Here is a 17,098-nt window from a genome sequence, read left to right on the forward strand (position 1 = left end):
GCGGCCGCACGAAGACCTGGTGGAACTCTTGGTTTTCCGGCGACCTTGAGGACAAGGTCGCGCGGAGCGCGGCCGGGATAGGCCCTGAACCACTCCAGGGCGCTCACAAATTGTTCTGCAAATATTCGAACACGTAGTCGGCGTCGTTGCTCGAATTGAAATTAACCTGGTAGTCGATCGTGCCATCCTTGAGCACAACCGTGCGCTGCGGTCCAAAACTACAAGTCAGGCTTTTGATCTTCTGTTTGACGGCTTCCTTGCCGGCCTGGGAGTCACAGACGCGCCGCATGGCTTCGAGAGCTGCGCCGCAGTAACTGTATACGCTGTAGGTCTTCCGATCCTCCGGCGTCGGCGGCTTCGACCAGTCAAACTTCGCCGTGAGACTGTTGCCGCACCGCTCGTTGGTGGAGGTAACCTCTCCCGCGAGATACTTTTCCTGGTCCGCGAAATACTCCTTGTCCTTGAGCGATTGCGCAAGCGCGACCGAGGAGGAGATCGAGAGCACGACGACGGCGACACCGGCACGGATATTCATAGCGGATAACTCCAAGTTAGATGTTCATGCGCGCATCCCGTGGGGGCACGGCGTCCGGCCACTGCGACGGACCCAGGGATAGACGGACAGCGGCGGTGATTTTCCTGCGTCATCGCAGCACCTGGAGCGGCGCATCTTGATTGAAGCATTTTTGAATCATGAATGCGCCGCGTTCAGCGTAGGTGTCGGCCGCAAAAATTCCGCATTTGTTTCTCATCTCTCGCTGCGCTCATCAGCGGCACCGCATCCCGCGGATTGTCGTGATGCTGTGAGGTCTGCCATGTCCGGACGTTTTCGAGCGGCCGTCGTCGGCGCCGCCCTTGCCCTGATCGCCGGCCATGATGCCCTCGCCGCGGAGAGCGGCCTGCGGCTTCGCATCGGGCATTACAGCACCGGCAGCGGATTGATCGGCTTTGTGATCGACCGCATGGGAACGCCGATCAAGCTGCGCTTCGACGGCTCCGCCGAAATCCTGGCCTTGACTGCCGAGCCGGCTCCTTACGCTTCGATGACGCTCAAGCGCGACGACGGTGTCTCGGTTCTTCGGATCTACGAAACGGGCCGCGTCCTTGTATTCAGCGACAAATTGTCGGGCGGTTCGGCTGACGCGTATCACGACCAGGACGCCGAGCCACTCGTCGTCAAGAACGCAACGAAAGAGCAGGCCGAGACCGCGGCCGAATTGCTCGGGCTCAGGCTTAGGCGCGCGGGCGCCCCGGCGCTCAAAATCTCGCTCGACGCACCGCGTCTTTCCGATGATTCCGCCGCATGGTCCGCCATGGCAGACGCAATCGCCGTCACAGGAACAGTCCTGGCTGAGATGCTCACCTCACCGATCGCACGCGAGATCATCGCTGCGAAATTGCAGCGCGTCGTCATCCGCGACGCCGACCGGGTCGACGTCAAACTGGCGGGCGACACCCTGATCGTAGAGGTCGAAGCCAGGGAGGCGATCACAGGCCGGCCGTCCTCAGCGCGCCTCAAGTCTGCGATCGGAGACCTTCTGTAGCTGGATCGATATCCGGGCTCGAATTATCAGCAGGTGGCACGGAGAAAAATGCTGCGCCTGTCCGTCCCTCTATCGTGATGTGGTGGCGACGGCCGCAGGCCGTCTCGGAATATCACCGCGCTATGGTGCGCAATGTTGTCAAGGAGGAAGGAATCCAATGTCGGGTCTGATCACTGGGCTGGTTTTGGTCGCGCTTGGCGTCCTGGCGGCCGCTTCGAGCCTCGTCGCGAGGCGTCCGGACGCGCGGGCGTATATCGAACTGCTGCTACCCTACCAGGGATGGTTCGGATTTATCACTTGCCTGTGGGGCGCCTGGATCATCATCAACGCGATCATCAACCTGAATTGGTTCAGCTACGTGCCGGTCTGGTGGTTGACCTACCTCGCGACCGGCGTACTAATTGCGTCGCTCGGCCTGCTACTCGGCTATGCGCTGCTGACGAAGTTCATTTTCAACCACAGCGCCCAGGCAACGCAGCGCGGCGAGCAGATTCGCGCCGTCATTGTGCCCTATCAGATCGTGCTCGGTTATGCTGCGATCGTCCTCGGCCTATGGACGATCGTCGCCACGTTTCTCTATCGTATCACCTAGAGCATGATCCGGAAAAATCATGCCCTCGGGTCACGATCCGATCAGGGGGCACCGATTTTCCGAAAAGATCATGTTCAACAACAAGCTGCAGCGCGATGACGATTCACCTTGAACTCATCGCGCTCCAGCAAGTTGCTGAAAATCGTATGCTGTGTTTGGTCAACGGCTTGGTTCTCGTCACGCTTGGCACACTGCCGGCGGCTTCGATCATGCTCCGGGATTGTCTCACCTGCCGTTGGCGGCGTCTGGATCGTCATCAGCGTGATCATCTTGCCTGAACCGCTCGTCGCCGGTTACGCGCCCATGATGAAGTTCGCAGCCGACCTGCCGACCCGCAGCATGCACATCATCCGGCCACAGAGCTGACAAACAATGAGTTGACGGATAATGGCGCTCAACCGCCGAACAGTTTGGCCCGCTAGAGCATCGACGAGAGCATCCATGTTGAAAACAAACTCGTGCCTCGCGATCCTCGTGCTGAGCGTCGCGCTAGGCTTCGCCACGATCGCGCGCGCGGAGAAGCGCGTCGCCCTGCTGGTCGGCAATAACGCCTATGAGAACATTCCACGGCTGCAGACCGCCGTCAACGACGCGCGCGCGGTCGGCACCGCCCTGCGCCGGCTCGGCTTCTCGGTGATGGTCGTCGAGAACCAGCCGCGCCGTGCCATGAGCGAGGCCATGCTCGCTTTCGACAAAATGATCGAACCGGGCGACATCGCGCTGTTCTTCTTCGCCGGACACGGCTTCGAGATCCGCGGTCAGAACTACCTGTTGCCGACAGACATCCCGGAGGTCCGCGAAGGACAGGAAGAGCTGATCCGCGATTCCGCGTTTCCAGCCGACCGGATCATCGACCGGCTGCAGGCGCGCGGCGCCCGCACGGCGGTGCTCATGCTCGACGCCTGCCGCAACAATCCGTTCGAACGACCGGGCGGGCGCGGGCTCAGGGGCAGCGGCGGGCTCGCCGCGATGACGCCTGCCGAGGGCGTGTTCATCATGTTCTCCGCTGGCGCCAAGCAGACCGCGCTCGACCGGCTGTCCACCACCGAGCGCGCCTCGAACTCCGTGTTCACGCGAAACCTCGTCCGCCGGCTGGCGGAGCCTGACCTGACGCTGGTGCAGATTGCAAAGCGCTTGCAAATCGAGGTTCGGCAGTTGGCGGCGAGCGTCGGCCTCGAGCAAACGCCGGCCTACTACGACCAGGTCGTCGGCGAGATCGTGCTCAACGCAAGCGGACGCACCACGCCCGCCGACCCGCCGCCACCACAGACCGCGGCCCTGCTCTCCGACGTCGACAAACGCGCCGCCGAGGCCGTGCCGGCTCCCCCGACCGATCCTGCGATCGCCGAACTTGACGCGCTGGCGGCCGCGAAGAGCTGGAGCGAGCTCCGCAGCCACCTGACAACGGTGAGGCCGACCGCGCGCGACGCACACTGGGCTTCGTTGGCCGAACAAGCCGCGATCGGCGAATTAACTCCACTTGCAACGTCGCCGCGCCCGTTTGACGATCGGCTTGCGGCGCTCGAGCGCTATGCCACGACCTTTCCGATCCTGAACGACAACCCGAAATTCCTGGCCCTGCGCTCGTCGATCGGCCTGTCCGCGTTCGGCGACTGCCTTGAGCAGGCTTACGGGGCAGCCGATTGCCGCCGGGGACTGGAGAACTTCGTGCGCACAACGCCCAAGAGCGTCGGCACGGCGCGCGCCGACCTCGCGCGTGACGCCGCCCATCTCGTCGGACGCAAGCTCAACCGCTCGGCCGCTGCGCCGTTTTTCGCCATCGCGATCGAGGCGCCGGCCGAAACGAATGCGGCAGTCTGTACGGATCCAGATCTCACGGACGCCGTCATTGCCGCACTCAGCCGGCCTCCCGACTGGGATGAAGCCAAGGCGTCGAAGGCGCTCACGGAAGCCTGCTGGAGCACACTCGGCCCTGCGGTAGTGGCGCAGGTCGCGCGCGAGACTGGCGACAGCTACTACCTTGGCAATGCCTGCCCGACACTGCTGCGGCGCGACGCTCTAACGGGACTGCGCGCGGCCCGCTGCCAGGAGATTAAATCGCGATAGGCGAGATAGTCACGTCGCTTTCGAGGCCCCCACGACAAGCGGCGGGTCTCATCTTGAACCTAGAACGCGATGAGTTCAGGAAAAAATCGTCATCGGCGCTATATTGTCTGAGCATGATCTTTTCGGAAAACCAGATCATGCTCTGGCTCATTTCTTGAGCATGATCTCCGCGCAAAAACGCGCCGCCGTTGTTTGGTTCAAGGGGGAAACCGCTGTTCCACCATCGGCCTGAGGGCACGTTTCTCCGGATCACGCTCTGGCGGGATGAACTCCAGGTTCTTCGCCTGGACGCGCCGTGCTCAGAAGGCTGGGGCGATCAGATGAGCACCCCAGCCTTCCTGCCCGCGCGGCTACATCAGAACGAGCAGCCGAAGCTTTGCAGCGAGGTCTTGATCGCGTCCATCGTCTGCTTACACGTCCCTTCCATGGTCGACTTCGCTGATGGACTCTTGGCCATATCAAGCCACACCTTGCGCGTCTGGTCGAGCTGCGCCTTGTAGGTCGCGCGCTGTGCCTCCGGAAGCTTCGACGTAACGCAACTATCATATTTTTGCAGAAATTCGTCGCAAGCGGCGATGCCGGTGCTCTGCGCACGTGCAGGCCCGGCTACGGCAATCGCGAGCAAAGCGGCCCCCGCCAAATGCAGGAGAAGCAACGCTCTGCGCATGCTCAAGCGTGATCCGATCGCAGCCTTCGTCGTTGTATAACGCATTATCTCTTGCTCCTTTGTAGCGTGAGAGTTTGGATGGCAACATTGGAGCAGACGGACAGGCTCTCACTTTTGGTCTGTCGCCAGCCATCGCGATGTCTCGTTAGGCCGGTCCTCGTGATAGAACACAACGCACCTCCCGCAACCGAGATGTGGCCCGGACGACTTAAGCGTCGAGTTTAGGTCAGTTCGGCCCTGCGGAGGCGGGGCGCTCATGCTTACGGCCCCCTGCCGGCCTTGGCCCGCATGGATCGTCCTTATCGGTGGGCGCCGCCTTGCCTGGAGGTTCGGCCATCTCCGCGGTGGCCCCCGTTCCAGTGCCGCGATCGCTTCCCATGTTGCCGGGTGTCGATTTCCTGGCTTGTTCGTTCGCGTCAATGCACGAGCGAGCATCTTGTTTCTTCGTTGGACTGGACGGGGTCGCCACGATTCCGCGGCCGATCGCATCACCTGCGTCGTCCTGCTTGACCTCGATGGATGCACCGTCTCCAACCATCTTCACAACGGTCGGGATCGCGATCACAGCCATGACGGCGAGAGCGAAGCCGGACCACGCAATCGAACGCCGGTACCAAGCAACTGGACTGACCGCCCTTGCCGAAACCTGCGCTCGGCTCTGTTCCGACGGGGCAAGAACGCCAGCCGCCCGTGCCACCAAACCCGCTGGGGCCGTCGCAGGCCGCGCGTGGATTTCGTCCAGCAACGCCGCCGCGGAAGTTAGCTCCGCGCGGGCCACCGGGTCGTTCGCAAGTCTCGCGGCGACAGCATCCCACTCTGCCCGCGACAGGGAACAGTCGAGAAACGCAGCGATCTGAGCATTGTCGATCTCGCCCCATTGACCTGCTGCAAGGGAACCCTGCCCCAAACCCTCGGAAATGGTCCGCGACAGTTGCGCGCGAAGCAGCTCATAGGTTTGTAGCCGGTCGGAGCGGTCATCGTCCTCGGCGGGCACAGGCGCCGGTTCCTGACTAGGGCGTTCGATCATCGGGCAGAAATCCAATACCCATGTTCAGACGGACATATCGGAATTCTTTTCCAATTGCACCGCAATTTCTTTCAACCATTTCTGGGTTCGCTGCTTGAAACGATAGACTTCCTCGACCGGGCAACCCATCAGCCTCGCGATGTCTCGTGCTGGCAACGACTCATTGGCCGAAAATACGATCTGAAGGTACAACCGTTCATCGGCGGGAAGCTTTTCCGCAGCCGTATTGATGGCGGCGACGAGAGCTGCGCGGTGCTTTTCCTCCTCAAAGAGCAGCAAACGGTCCTCGGGAGTCGGCGACGAATCCGCGATCGAAATACCTCCACCCTCGCCAAGCAGCGCGTCGAGCGAGATGGCCTCGGTGGCGGGCGGCGTGCGTTCCAGTCTCGCCATGCCGGCAACGCGCGCGACCGACTCGGCAACATCAGCAGCTGTCGGATCTTGCGCCAGCCTGCCGCGCAGTGCAGCAACGAGGCGATCGGTGTCCAGCGGACAACCCTCCCACACCACGGCTGCATAAATCGCCTGGTCAAGCGGCGTTGAACGAGAAATCGCCGCCGGCAAACGCCGTCGAGGCGCCTCACGCCGCACGAGATCGATCAAGATGCGATCGACCACGGTCAGAATATAGCCCGTGAAGCTGCCGCGGCCTCCGTATAAGCGGATACGACGGAAATCATTCTCGATCAGCTTGAGGCATACTTCTTGATACGTATCCTCGCGTCCAGCTCTACCAAGGTTGCGCGGCAATTGTCTGGCGATCCGGCTACGAATGTCGGTCTCGAAGTAACGCGAGAATCTCTCCCACGCCTCGCGCGGCGTTTTACTGAACTGTCCCGCCAGTTCGTCGGCGAGAACATCGCGGGCGACAAGCGACAAATACGTCGTAAGCCGCGAGCGCCCGTCGAACCCCCGCAGCCGCGCATAATCGTCTGCCTTCAGTGATGCGACGATGTGAAGGAACGCAGCCTCCGCGTCCGCTCCTTCGCCTGCCAGCTTCACGACGATCGACCACAGTGTCGTCGAGACGTGTTCGAGAAATCTGCTCGCTGCCCCAGCGTCACCGGAGAGGGCAGCATTGACGAGCGCGCGCTCAAAGTTGCCGCTCAGCGGTGGCACAATCTGCATCTCAGGGGCGACCGGCCGTTCGGCGACCGCATTGGCACGGTCGGCATCGTTGTCGTGCGACTTGGCCTTTTTCGGGACCAACAGATTCTGGATCAACAGGCTGCGCGACCACATGACTTTTCCCCTGACAAACAGCCGACCCACCGAATGACAGTTGAACAGCCAGAGACTACGGCCTTCCCAAGTTGGCCTCTTTAGTCGCCAAATAACTGGTTCTTGTCGATAAACAACTGGTATCCCAATCTGGCGAGATTATGAATTGCAACAGTGCTAACGCTAAAATTGTAGAATGAATGCATTGCTCCATCCTGAGCGCGCTCGACTCGTCGTGCCTGCCCCGACATGGCACTGAATTGCCACAACTACGCCAACCTTGGCGCCCGCAAATGCCACGAGCCACATTGCGTCGATCGCCCTGGCACGATCTGAACCAGCCGCCGAACTAGTTCGTCTGTTGTGGGCAGAGGCACAGACGTTGCTCGCGTGAACACCATTGAGCACATAGCTGCATTGATCTCTCCGGCGTCATCGAGAGACGAAATCGAGATGCGGGATGCGTATCTATCGCGACCTGCGTGATCTTCCGGTCGCGAGCTTGTAAGTGCTTTGCACCTCGAGCGCGGTGGTGCCGGCCTTGCCCCTCAGACCGCCGGCCAGCGCCAAGAAATCGGCTGGCATTCGTAATCGTCATTCTGCGAATTGAGCCCTCGCAAGGCTCGGCTTCGTAAGTTCGCGACTTGCCAAACAAGATCACTCCGCTTCCGAAACACCGGCCAGCCTTTGACTGCAGCGCGTTCAGTGCAGCCTGCTCACATTGCTTATCGCTAGATTTTATTTGATCTCTCGGTGCACACTGAAGAGATCATGCGCTCTCCAATGTCAGCGCTTGTCGGGAAACACCTCAATAGAATGTGAGCAGTGTGACGGCGTCTGCTCACGCTTCCAGCATCCCCTGGAATGACCTCGAACATGGCGCGCCATGCGATCTCAATCGGCTTGACCGTCAAGCGGTAACTGGCGTTCGCACGCGCTCGAAGACGAAGTCGCGGTACCCGGTCTGTATTGCGGCGGCACAATACTCCCGGTACCTCGGAAACCCACCCGTGAAAAGCGTAAGTCCCTGAGCCTTGTCCTTGACGTTGGTGCCGACGTACCAGGTCTTCGCCTTGGACAAGAGCGAGCGCTGCGCCAGCTTGAACACGAGCTCCATCCAGTCGTCTTCCGCCTTCTTCGTCGGCTCGATGGTGTCGAGGCCTTGGTCGGCCATGTGCGTGATCGCAGTCGCGATCCAGTCGACATCGCTCTCGCTGATCCTGACGATGTTGGCCAGCGCAGCGGGGCCATTGGGCCCGGTGGTCATGAAGAGATTCGGGAAGCCCTCCATCATGAGGCCCAGATACGACCGGGCTCCCGCCTTCCACTTCTCGTTGACTGAACGGCCGTTGCGACCGATGACGTCGAAGGCCGTCAGCGCCCCCGTCAGCCCGTCATAGCCGGTCGCGAAGATGAGCATGTCGAGTGCGGTCTCGCCCGACTGGGTGCGCACGCCGTGCTTCGTGATCTCCACGACCGGATCGGTAACGCAGTCCATCAAGCGAACATTCGGCTGGTTGAACGTTTCATAGTACCCCGTGTCCAGGCACGGACGGCGGGCAAAGACGGGGTAACCGCGCGGCTTCAGTTTTTCGGCGGTGACGGGATCCTTGACGACCTCGCAGATCTTGTCGCGCACGAACTCGGCAACGTGCTCATTGGCCTCTTCGTTGCTCAGCAAGTCCGTGAAGGTGCCGAGCATCGTCAAACCGCCGGACCTCCAGGCATCCTCAAGGAGTTCGCGACGGCGCGACGGGGTCACGCTGAAGAAGGCACGGGTCGTCCATGGGCGCACACCGCCGTTCGGGCTGTTGCGCGCCGCCTCACGAATGCCGGCATAGTTGCGCTTCACCTCCGCCACATAGCCGGAATCCAGCTTCTGGTTGCGCATCGGCATGGTGAAGCTCGGCGTGCGCTGGAAAACAAATAGCTCACCGGCCTGCCGACCAACCTCCTGCACGATCTGGATGCCGGTCGATCCCGTGCCGATCACTCCAACACGCTTGCCTGCGAAGCTGACCGGATGGTGCGGCCATTTGCCAGCGCGCAGGAGCTGCCCTTCGTAGCCATCGATGCCAGGAATGTCCGGATCTCTTGGAATCGAGAGCGGACCGGTCGCCATCACGCAGTACGTCGCCTCAATCGTCTCGCCGCGATCCGTCGTGACCTTCCAGAGCTTGCGCGTCTCATCCCAGGCCGCGCTATTGACGCGCGTATTGAACTGATAGTGCTTGCGCAAGCTGAGCCGGTCGGCCACAAAATTGATGTAGGCCAGAAGCTCCGGCTGCGACGCGAACTCTTCGGACCAGGTCCACTCCTGTTCGATCTCGGGTGAAAAGGAATAGCTGTAGTCAATGCTGGGGAGGTCGACACGCGCACCGGGGTAGCGGTTCCAGTACCACACACCGCCGACATCGCCGCCCGCCTCGAAGGCTGCAATCCTGAGGCCCATCTCGCGAAACTTGTAGACGGCGTACAGGCCGCCGAATCCGGCGCCGACGATGACGACGTCCAAACGTTGTCCCCTCGCATCGGTGCTGTTCATGTCGGCATTTCCTCAGGTTGGTGATTTGATCTCAGCGGGAGCGTCACGCCCTAACGCCGGCCGAGGAGATCGTAGATGGAATCATCGGGAAACCGTGCGCCCAATGGCAGCCGAGGGCCAAAGCGAGGCTCTTCGGATTGGGTTGCGGCGACTTGCTCTTCCACCCAATCGTAGACAACCACGCGTCGGAAGACCCGCCATTCGCCGTCTCGCTGCTGAAAGACATCGCAATAGCGGCCGGCGATCAGAAACTGGCGAAGGCTGTCATCCCTTCCCGGCCCGCGCTGCAGGGCAAGGAAGTAGGTTTCGACAACGGCCTCCTTGAGCGCGGTAAACTCGATCAGGATGTTGCCGACCATATGGACGTTGCGTGCACCGCTCTCGAAGATTCCATGCGCCCATTGGAAGAAGCCTTCGACCGGGCCGGAATACGGGCCGTGCTGGTCCGTTGCATCCGGCCAATACGCACCGCGAAGCGACACTTCATCAGCCCGGTCGACCCCGCGGCAATAGCGATAGATGCAATCGCGGATTGCTTCTCTGTCGAGCAACTCGGCAATCTTCTCTTGAGGTATGGTCATATCAAAGCCCGTCCAAGCTCCGGCTCGATCCGCTGGGCGCATCAGCCGCTCTCCCTTGACGACAGCCACCATCTCATGTGCAGTGGAGGCAACCAACAAAAGTTCATATGTGAAGCTGAATTTCACATTCGTGAATTTGTTGCCGCAAAGGGAGGACGACGTGCCATCGCCGCTGACGACGTCGGCCTCCATTTCCGCGGCCGGATCCACTGTCAAATCCGCATTGCGTGCCATCGAAATCCTTGAGTTCTTCATGCGCGTGCGGCAACCGCGCGCGATGTCCGAGATCAGCGCGGCGCTGGGTTATCCACCGTCCAGCGCCACGGTTCTGCTCAAGACGCTGGTCGGCCTTGGCTACCTGAATTTCGACCGCAGAACGCGGGTCTATTTCCCGACGCCGAAAGTGACCTCGCTAGGCGACTGGATACCGAAAAGCCTGTTCGGCAGCAGCCGCCTGCTCGAGGCCATGCGTGACGTCCACGCCGCGACAGGTGAAGCGGTGGCGATCGGCACGACGAACGACGTGTATCTGCAGTACGTCAAGATCGTGCAATCGATCCACCCGCTTCGCTTTCATGTCGATGAGGGGACCCTTAGACCGCTGACGCAGTCCGCGCTCGGTTGGCTATTGATGTCGACGATGTCCGACGAGAAAGTCGACAGCATCGTTCGCCGCGCGAACATCGCCACGCCGAACGCGTCCGATCGGGTCAAGCTCCCGGAAATGATGAAGCGCATTCGTCAGATTCGAGGCAAAGGCTATTGCTCCGCAGAGAACGTCCCCATTCCGGGCGGAGCCACCATTTGCGTGCTGCTGCCAACCACGATTCAGAATCAACCGGTTGCATTGGGGCTTGGCGGCGCCGCCGAGCGGATCAAGCAAAACTCCAGCCGCTACTTGAACGTTCTGCGGCAGGCGGCCAGATCCATCAAAGCAAATCACGTTTCCGGCCAGCCGGTCGATGCCAGCGTTTGATGTAGTACCGGCACGGTAGACACCCGATGGATCTCACTCCTGCAAAGCCTCCTCGCGCCGCGTGCGGATCGTGGGCAGCATGATCAAAATGACCGCGATGGCGGCTGCAGCCAGCAGAGTGGCCGACAATGGCGAGGTCAGAAACACGCTCACGTCGCCGCGCGAGAGCACCATCGCGCGACGAAAATTTTCTTCGATCGCGGGGCCCAACACCAATCCAAGCAACAGCGGCGCTGCCGGCAGCTGCAGCTTGATCAGCGCATAGCCAAACACGCAGAATACGGCCGCCTCATAAACCTCGAAGGTACCGCCGTTGATCGAATAGACGCCGATCGAACAGAACACCATGATCGCCGGAAACAGATAGCGATAGGGAATGGTGAGCAGCTTCACCCACAATCCAACCAGCGGAAGATTGAGGATCAGCAGCATCAGATTGCCGACCCACATCGAGGCAATCAGCCCCCAGAACAAGGTCGGGTTCTTGGTCATGACTTCGGGACCGGGCTGGATGTTGTGAATGTTCATGGCGCCAACCATCAGCGCCATCACGACGTTCGACGGCACACCGAGCGTCAACAGCGGAATGAAGGAGGTCTGGGCTCCCGCGTTGTTGGCCGATTCCGGACCGGCAACGCCTTCGATCGCGCCCTTGCCAAACTGCTCCGGGTGCTTCGAAAGCTTCTTTTCCAGCGTATAGGAAGCGAAAGACGAGAGCACCGCGCCGCCGCCCGGCAGCACGCCGAGCAGCGTTCCAAGCGCCGTGCCACGCAGCATCGCCGGAACCATGCGCCGAAAATCGTCGCGCGTCGGAAACAGATTGGCGATCTTTTGCGTCACCAGCGACAGCTTGTCGTCCTGCTCCAGGTTCTTCACGATCTCGGCAAAGCCGAAGATGCCCATCGCCAGCGGGACGAAATCCAGGCCGTCGAAGAGCTGCGGGATGCCGAAGGCGAAGCGCTGCGTTCCCGTGCTGAGGTCAGTGCCCACGAGGCTCAACAGCATGCCGAGCACGACCATTCCGACGCCTTCAATGAAGGGGCCACTTGACAGGACCGAAGCAAGGATGAGGCCCAGGATCATCAAGGCAAAGAATTCCTTAGGTCCAAACAGCAGGGCCGCCGCCGTAAGCGGCCCGGCCAGCGCCGCAAGTGCCAGCGTCGCGACGCAGCCCGCGAAAAACGAACCGATCGCCGCCGTCGAGAGCGCAACGCCGGCCCGCCCCTGCTTCGCCATCTGATAACCGTCAATCGTGGTAATCACGGACGAGGACTCGCCGGGCAGATTGACCACGATGGCCGTGGTCGAGCCGCCATACTGCGCGCCGTAGTAGATACCAGCCAGCATGATCAGCGCAGCTTCCGGCGGCAATGCGTAAGTGATGGGAAGCAGCATCGCGATGGTGGCGAGCGGGCCAAGGCCTGGGAGTACCCCGATCAGGGTGCCCAGCAGGCATCCCAAGAAAGCGTAGAGCAGATTGGCCGGTTGGGCGGCAGTGGAGAAGCCGATCGCCAGATTCTGAAAGAGATCCATCAGGCCCCGCCTTCAATTGAGTAGCGCCGGCCACACCGGGAGCTGCAGCCCGAGGCCGTAGACGAACACCAGCAGGCACAGCGCGATCAGGACCGCCGCATTTGCCAGCGCCCCCTTCCAGGTGAACTCGGAACTGGCCTTGCTCGACACCACGATCAGGACGAAGAGCGAGCCCACAAGGCCGAGTGGAAAGAGCAGAACGGCAAACAGGATCACTGAACCCGTGACCCACGCGAGGCCTTTCACGTCCCATCTACGCAAGGCCTGCCGTTCGGCCGTCCGCCTCACAGCTCCCAGCATCACGGCCAACCCGATGGCCGCGAGCACGATCGCGAGCAGCCGGGGAAAATAGCCCGGCCCCATCCGTGCCGCAGTTCCCGCCGGATAGTTCAGCGCCGTCACGAAGAAGAAGATCGCAAAGGCAAGGAACAATGCGCCCGAAGCAAAGGCGCGCTGGTCGCGGATGGTCGGCCCCGTCATCGTCGTTGACCTCCTGCTGTTATCCTACGCGTCGACCGCTGGCGACTTACCCGTCGTCGTCGGATCAATCGCATCCATCAGGATCGGCACGCCAATCGCGCAGGCATGCACGCCCAGATGAGCCGTCATCTGAAGAACCTGGAGAATCTCCCGCCGATCGATCCCCAGTCGCAACGCCCGCCTGATCTGCAAACGGAGCCCGTGCGGATTGAGCGCCGTGAAGCAGCCATTCAAGGCGAGCGTGATAAGGCAGCTCGACTGTTCGTCGAGACCGCCTGCCCGACGTCCCCCCGCCAACAGGTCGAGCATCGCAGCGAAATAGCCGGGATCCGCGCGCAGCCACAGATCGATGAAGTCCGGCCAGTCGCCGAATTGTGCGACATAGGCTTCGCGAAGCGCCTTCTGCTCGTTCGTGAGCGTCGCTTGGTCTGAATCGAGTCCAGCCAACGCAAGCTCCTCGGCAAGAATGCCGACGCCGACATAGCAGCCCTCCAGCCCCTGCGCCGTGGCCAGCCGCAGCACATCGACGATCTCCTGCGCGGTTGCGCCCTGTTCGAGTGCGAGCTGCATGTGCAACGCAAGCCCAGACCGGAACAGGTGCGTCGCCGATCCATCCAGCGCGACATAAATCAGTTCCCGCATTTTCGGAGAAAGCGGGCCCGTCGCTGCCGGATAGCCGGCATAGCTGCCGTAGGTCTCCAGAAACGCCGGATCAAGGCGCAGCAGGCCTTCGGTCCAGGGCCGCCAATAGCCGCGCGCCCTGATGTAGGCTTCCTTGAGCGCCTGCTCCTTCGGGGTCAGATTGGACATCGTTTTCCCGCGCTAGATGTTCGTGACCGTGATGCCGCCGTCGACCGTCAGCACCTGCGCCGACATGAAGCCGCTGTCGTCGCCGGCCAGGAAGGCGATGGCCTTGGCGATATCGTCTACCGTGCCGAGCCGTCCCAATGGCGTTCGCGTAATCCGGCGCGCGTCGAGCTCGGCATTGCGGTTTCGCATCGTCCCTTCGGTCGGAATGGCCGAAGGCGCCACCGCGTTCACCCTGATGTTGCGCGCGCCAAGCTCCGCCGCTGCCGCACGCGTAATGCCCATCACGCCGGCCTTGATGCCGCTATAGACGATGCTGTTCTTCGCCGAGATCAACCCGGCAACCGAAGCCACATTAATGATCGCGCCGCCGCGCTCGGCATCCATGATCTCGGCCGCAGCCTGAATTCCCCAGATGATCGCCTTGAAGCCTATATTGAGCATACGCTCGACGGTCTCAGGCGCGATCTCGGCAACCGGCTGGTAGCGGACCCAGGCGGCATTGTTGACAAGGATATCGAGGCGCCCTTGCTGCTCGGCGAGGCCGAGAACCGCCGCACGCATTCCGTCGCGGCTTGACACGTCCTGTGCGATCGCAATGGCGCTGCCGCCGGACGCCTTGATCGTGTCTACCGTCGCATTGACGAACTCCGGCTTCAGGTCGTTAATGCCGACGATGGCGCCGCGCGAGGCGAGAAGCATCGCGGTTGCCCGTCCGATCCCGTTCCCAGCACCGGTTACGAGCGCAACACGGCCCGCGAGCGTCTTGTCTTTCGTTTCCATCATTACCGCTTCCCTTCCCTATCCTGACACTGCGGTGTCGGCGACTGGCGCGATTGCACCGACATAGCGGCGGCCAAGTGCAGCCAAGACCCCACTGGCATCACCTTGCGCCTGCAAAGCGCGGACACGGCGCAAGTGCCGATGCACCGGCACATCCCACGTGAATCCCATACCGCCGTGAATCTGCAGCGCGCCTTCGCCGATCGCACTGCCATAGACGCCTGCAGCGAGGAACGCCGCATCGCGCTGGAGCGCGCCGGCCTCGCCGCCCACGCTGCGTGTGATGGCATGTCGTATGCCCTCAAGCCCGAGTTTCTGCCGGGCCAGGGCATGCCGTATAGCCTGATTATAAGATAGCGCGCGGCCAAACTGGCGGCGCGTCGAGGCGTGCTCCTGCGCCAGCGTCAGGCACGCATCAGCAGAGCCCAGAATGGCGGCGGCGCGCAGAACATTGGCGTCCGAGCACAGGAGATTCCAGGTGCTCTCGGGCAGAACGCTTGCCGCCGGTATGGTGACGCCCTGCAAGCGGACGGCGTGTTCCGGCACCGTCAGATCCAGGCCTGTCGCATCCTCGACGACGACTCCTTCGCCGTCGGTCGGAACCAGTACCGCCGCACCCGTGCCGATCCGCACCAGGAGGCAGTCGGCCTCGCTGGCGCAAGCCGCCCGCGCAACCCAGCCGTTGAGCACAACCGATTCACCTTCACGCTCGGCACCGACGCCGCCCTGCCAGGCGATCGTCGCCAGCATCTCGCCGGACACGACAGCCTCGGCCGCCCGCGGCAGCGATTCCTGCAGCGCGCGGCCAACGAGCAGCGCTTCAATCAGCGGAAAGCCGAGCAGGCCCGAACCGGAGGCGGCGACCACCGGAACAGCAAAGGCCAACGGCAAATCCAGTCCACCGACATCCTGAGCCGCAATCACCCCGAGCAGGCCGTCATTGGCCAAATGCCTTGCCTGCTCCCGCAGACTCAACGCCGTGCATTCCGCAACCGCGCGTGCCGCGGTAACTGCGAACTCGCTCGGCTGCAATCCGTCGCCGGTCAATGTCATCACTTGCCCCTCGAGAGCTGCAGGATCCTGTCGGCGATGATGCCGAGCTGAATTTCGGTGGTACCGGCATAGATGGTCTCGGCGCGCGCCTGCAGGTAGATCGCCTCGAAGCGACGGCGCGCCACCTGCACGGCCGGAGGCGGCGGCAACGACGCCTGCGCAAGAAGTTCGAGTGCGAGCGCCGCAAAGCGCTGATGCGCTTCGCTCCAATGCAGCTTCGCCAGGCTGCCGCGCGCGCCGATCCGGTCGCCGTTCACGAGCGCGCCCACGGCTGTCTCCACGTGCGCCTTCAGCACCTCGATATCTACGACAAGCTCGCCAAGCTTGACCGCGTAATGGTGGCCCGCAACCAGTTGCGCCAGCACGGGATCGCTCTTGCAGGCCGCAATCAAGTGACGAAGCTCGTTCTCGAAGCGCCAGGCCCGATACATGCGGTTGGTCGCCCGCTCGATCTCGAGCACGCGGATCGCGGCAGCCCAGCCTTCATCCGGCGCCCCGAGCGCATCGGACTGCAATACCTCGACGTCGTCGAAAAAGACCTCACAGAAGCTCTCGCGTCCATCGATCGATTTGATCGGTCGCACGCGCACGCCTTTCGCATCGAGCCGCACGGCGAACATGGCAAGGCCGCGATGCCGATCCTCCAGCGGTCCGGTTCGGGCCAGCACCAGGCAGCGCTGGGCACGGTACGCCCCGCTCGTCCAGATCTTCTGACCGTTGATCCGCCATGTGTCGCCGTTGCGGATGGCGCGCGTGCGCAGGCTCGCCAGGTCCGAACCGGCCTCGGGCTCGGAAAAGCCCTGGCACCAGATATCCCGCATCTCGAGGATAGCGGGCAGGAAGCGGCGCTTCTGCTCCTCGGTGCCAACAGCAAGAATGATCGGGCCTGCAAGCTCCTTGCCGATCGAATTGACGCTCTCCGGCATCGCGAATGCACCGATTTCCTGGTTTGCGATCAGGTGCTCGCGCAAGGTCCGGCCGTGACCTCCATAGACCTGCGGCCAGGTGATGCCGGCAAGGCCGGCGCGATACATCGCCGCTTCCCACGAAATCGATTGCGGCAATGTCGGAGGCAAGAATGCCGCGCTGTCGCTGCAAAAACTCGCAGGCAGATTGGCACGAAGCCAACGACGCATCGCCACCCGATACGCCTCACCGGACAGCTCAGCGGCTGCGGCGGCTTCAGGCGGCTCTGTTTCAATAACTGTCATCGTCGACTTCC

At 62.0% G+C, this 17,098-nt stretch carries 17 protein-coding genes; 4 read left to right on the forward strand and 13 right to left on the reverse strand.

The features are described from left to right. Nucleotides 1-103: 103 nt before the first annotated feature. Entirely contained in the window at nucleotides 104-535 is a 432-nt protein-coding gene (locus IVB05_RS25490) for a hypothetical protein (RefSeq protein WP_247778683.1), read from the reverse strand. A gap of 280 nt (nucleotides 536-815) precedes the next feature. On the opposite strand from IVB05_RS25490, the gene IVB05_RS25495 reads away from it, so the two are divergent. Together IVB05_RS25495 and IVB05_RS25500 are read left to right on the forward strand one after the other, a co-directional pair. Continuing rightward, nucleotides 816-1,544 (forward strand): DUF4908 domain-containing protein, encoded by a 729-nt coding sequence (locus IVB05_RS25495; protein WP_247778684.1) that lies wholly within the window; start codon nucleotides 816-818, stop codon nucleotides 1,542-1,544. Between the two features lie 157 nt (nucleotides 1,545-1,701). Continuing rightward, nucleotides 1,702-2,136 (forward strand): hypothetical protein, encoded by a 435-nt coding sequence (locus IVB05_RS25500; protein WP_247778685.1) that lies wholly within the window; start codon nucleotides 1,702-1,704, stop codon nucleotides 2,134-2,136. A 74-nt stretch (nucleotides 2,137-2,210) separates the two neighbouring features. On the opposite strand, the gene IVB05_RS25505 is transcribed toward IVB05_RS25500, so the two are convergent. After that, the gene (locus IVB05_RS25505) at nucleotides 2,211-2,405 is read right to left on the reverse strand and encodes a hypothetical protein (protein ID WP_247778686.1); all 195 of its coding nucleotides are present in this window, start codon (nucleotides 2,403-2,405) and stop codon (nucleotides 2,211-2,213) included. Between the two features lie 172 nt (nucleotides 2,406-2,577). Between IVB05_RS25505 and IVB05_RS25510 the strand changes: the two genes are divergently transcribed. Beyond that, entirely contained in the window at nucleotides 2,578-4,203 is a 1,626-nt protein-coding gene (locus tag IVB05_RS25510) for a caspase family protein (RefSeq protein ID WP_247778687.1), read from the forward strand. A 355-nt stretch (nucleotides 4,204-4,558) separates the two neighbouring features. Here the strand turns inward: IVB05_RS25510 and IVB05_RS25515 are convergent, their stop codons facing one another. From IVB05_RS25515 to IVB05_RS25535, 5 genes are all read right to left on the reverse strand, one after another. Then, entirely contained in the window at nucleotides 4,559-4,915 is a 357-nt protein-coding gene (locus tag IVB05_RS25515; protein ID WP_247778689.1) for a hypothetical protein, read from the reverse strand. Nucleotides 4,916-5,096: 181 nt separating this feature from the next. Next, on the reverse strand, nucleotides 5,097-5,897 hold the full coding sequence (locus IVB05_RS25520; RefSeq protein ID WP_247778690.1) for a hypothetical protein: 801 nt from the start codon (nucleotides 5,895-5,897) through the stop codon (nucleotides 5,097-5,099). Nucleotides 5,898-5,921: 24 nt separating this feature from the next. Continuing rightward, nucleotides 5,922-7,139 (reverse strand): sigma-70 family RNA polymerase sigma factor, encoded by a 1,218-nt coding sequence (locus IVB05_RS25525; RefSeq protein WP_247778691.1) that lies wholly within the window; start codon nucleotides 7,137-7,139, stop codon nucleotides 5,922-5,924. A gap of 889 nt (nucleotides 7,140-8,028) precedes the next feature. Then, nucleotides 8,029-9,663, reverse strand: a complete 1,635-nt coding sequence (locus IVB05_RS25530) for an NAD(P)/FAD-dependent oxidoreductase (RefSeq protein ID WP_247778692.1) — start codon at nucleotides 9,661-9,663, stop codon at nucleotides 8,029-8,031. A gap of 50 nt (nucleotides 9,664-9,713) precedes the next feature. Continuing rightward, complete coding sequence (locus tag IVB05_RS25535; RefSeq protein ID WP_346771780.1) at nucleotides 9,714-10,316, reverse strand: nuclear transport factor 2 family protein; 603 nt, start codon at nucleotides 10,314-10,316, stop codon at nucleotides 9,714-9,716. Here IVB05_RS25535 and IVB05_RS25540 point away from each other — a divergent pair. Further along, a complete protein-coding gene (locus IVB05_RS25540; RefSeq protein ID WP_247778693.1) occupies nucleotides 10,300-11,220 on the forward strand; it encodes a helix-turn-helix domain-containing protein in 921 nt (306 codons plus the stop codon). The two genes, IVB05_RS25535 and IVB05_RS25540, sit on opposite strands and share 17 nt — an antisense overlap. Before the next feature lie 33 nt (nucleotides 11,221-11,253). Here the strand turns inward: IVB05_RS25540 and IVB05_RS25545 are convergent, their stop codons facing one another. From IVB05_RS25545 to IVB05_RS25570, 6 genes are read right to left on the reverse strand one after another with little or no spacing between them, the layout of a single operon-like run. Continuing rightward, the gene (locus IVB05_RS25545; protein ID WP_247778694.1) at nucleotides 11,254-12,753 is read right to left on the reverse strand and encodes a tripartite tricarboxylate transporter permease; all 1,500 of its coding nucleotides are present in this window, start codon (nucleotides 12,751-12,753) and stop codon (nucleotides 11,254-11,256) included. 12 nt (nucleotides 12,754-12,765) lie between these two features. Beyond that, on the reverse strand, nucleotides 12,766-13,233 hold the full coding sequence (locus IVB05_RS25550; RefSeq protein ID WP_247778695.1) for a tripartite tricarboxylate transporter TctB family protein: 468 nt from the start codon (nucleotides 13,231-13,233) through the stop codon (nucleotides 12,766-12,768). Nucleotides 13,234-13,257: 24 nt separating this feature from the next. After that, entirely contained in the window at nucleotides 13,258-14,043 is a 786-nt protein-coding gene (locus tag IVB05_RS25555) for a carboxymuconolactone decarboxylase family protein (protein WP_247778696.1), read from the reverse strand. A gap of 12 nt (nucleotides 14,044-14,055) precedes the next feature. Continuing rightward, nucleotides 14,056-14,826, reverse strand: a complete 771-nt coding sequence (locus tag IVB05_RS25560; RefSeq protein WP_247778697.1) for an SDR family oxidoreductase — start codon at nucleotides 14,824-14,826, stop codon at nucleotides 14,056-14,058. 15 nt (nucleotides 14,827-14,841) lie between these two features. After that, a complete protein-coding gene (locus IVB05_RS25565) occupies nucleotides 14,842-15,876 on the reverse strand; it encodes an acyl-CoA dehydrogenase family protein (RefSeq protein WP_247778698.1) in 1,035 nt (344 codons plus the stop codon). Beyond that, nucleotides 15,876-17,087 (reverse strand): acyl-CoA dehydrogenase family protein, encoded by a 1,212-nt coding sequence (locus IVB05_RS25570; protein WP_247778700.1) that lies wholly within the window; start codon nucleotides 17,085-17,087, stop codon nucleotides 15,876-15,878. The genes IVB05_RS25565 and IVB05_RS25570 overlap by 1 nt, the downstream gene beginning before the upstream one ends. Between the last annotated feature and the right edge of the window lie 11 nt (nucleotides 17,088-17,098).

It is taken from the genome of Bradyrhizobium sp. 170, assembly GCF_023101085.1.
GTDB lineage: Bacteria > Pseudomonadota > Alphaproteobacteria > Rhizobiales > Xanthobacteraceae > Bradyrhizobium.